This is a genomic window from Nocardia panacis (assembly GCF_003598715.1).
Lineage (GTDB): Bacteria > Actinomycetota > Actinomycetes > Mycobacteriales > Mycobacteriaceae > Nocardia > Nocardia panacis.
This window is the reverse complement of the sequence record NZ_QZFU01000053.1, coordinates 1-1,285: the sequence shown is the minus strand read 5'-3', so window position 1 is coordinate 1,285 and position 1,285 is coordinate 1. Positions and strand designations below refer to the sequence as shown.

Sequence of the window (1,285 nt, the reverse complement as noted above, 5' to 3'; positions counted from 1 at the left end):
TGAACTGACCCGTTAAAATGAGACTTAGAAAAAACACCTATGCTGCCTGTCCCCTGTATTCCAGTGGGGACAGGTAGTTTAATTTTGCCTGAATTCGTACATGATTATATCGATACATGTATTGATTTACAATTTGTACTACTTTAGAATTGGATATAGATGCTCTACTTTGAGCGTTAAATCCTTCCGACTTTAGCGAGGAGTGAAAGGATTCAATGACGGCATTATCATGGCAGTTTCCTTTTCGAGACATGCTTGTGGTAATGCCTTTTTCTTTGGCCAAATTCTGATATGCATGTGAAGTATAGACAGATCCCTGGTCGCTATGAAGAAGTAACCCTACTGGTTTACGTAATTCTACAGCTTCCCTCAATGTGTCTAATACTAGGTTAATATCTTGGCTCGTACCTATTTTGTAAGCCACTATTTCGTTGTTATATAAGTCCATAATCGTTGATAAATATAACATAGTCGAGCCATAAGGTAAGTAGGTAATGTCGGTTACCCATTTTTCATTTAATCGGCTTGCTTTAAAATTACGATTGAGAGTGTTCGGCACAATAATATTACTCTCACCACAAATGTACTTTTGTCGCTTCTTCTTAACTTGACACTGAATCTCAAACTTTTGCATAATTTTTTGTACAGTTTTGCGGTTTACATTTATCCCATACTTTCTGTTTAAGATGGATTTAATTTTACGATGACCATAGTGATAGAAGTTTTTCTTACACAGCTTGATTACTAGCTCTTCTAATGAAGTTAGCTCAACTTTTTTATACTTCTTTTTCCAACGGTAATATGTTGACTTAGGTATGCCTAATACTCCAAGAATATCAATTATTTTAAAAGTGGCTGAGAGTTCTTCTACAACTTGGACAATGACTCGTGGCTCCAACTCCTTTCGATCTCCTGGTACTTTTTTATAATTGCCAATTGAGCCTCTAGCTGTTTATTCTTTAGTTTTAATTCTTCTAGCTCACTCATTTCCTCCGATTCTTTACCGTAGGAATATTGTTTTCCAACTTGTTGCGAAAATCGATAGGTTTGGCCTGTTTTGTACCATCGCATCCATGTTTTAATTTGAGTCTTATTTTTTATCCCCAGTTGTTCCATTATTTCTTTGTTTGTCATTCCAGCTTGTTTCATTTTAATTACTTCCCATTTTACTTCTTCTGCGTAATGTACTCTTGTGCCCATAGAAAAACACCCTCCTAAGAATCATATTGTATTAATACGATTCAGGGGGTGTTTTTTCCTTGTCTCATTTATTTGGGTCTCTCCA

Annotated in this window: 1 protein-coding gene; it reads right to left on the bottom strand. The window is 35.8% G+C overall.

Annotation, left to right across the window (positions count from 1 at the left end):
- Nucleotides 1-37: 37 nt before the first annotated feature.
- A protein-coding gene (locus tag D5S18_RS36760; protein WP_085959889.1) for an IS3 family transposase occupies nucleotides 38-1,200 on the bottom strand; the annotation gives its coding sequence in 2 pieces (ribosomal slippage) (nucleotides 38-924 and nucleotides 924-1,200; 1,164 coding nt in all).
- Between the last annotated feature and the right edge of the window lie 85 nt (nucleotides 1,201-1,285).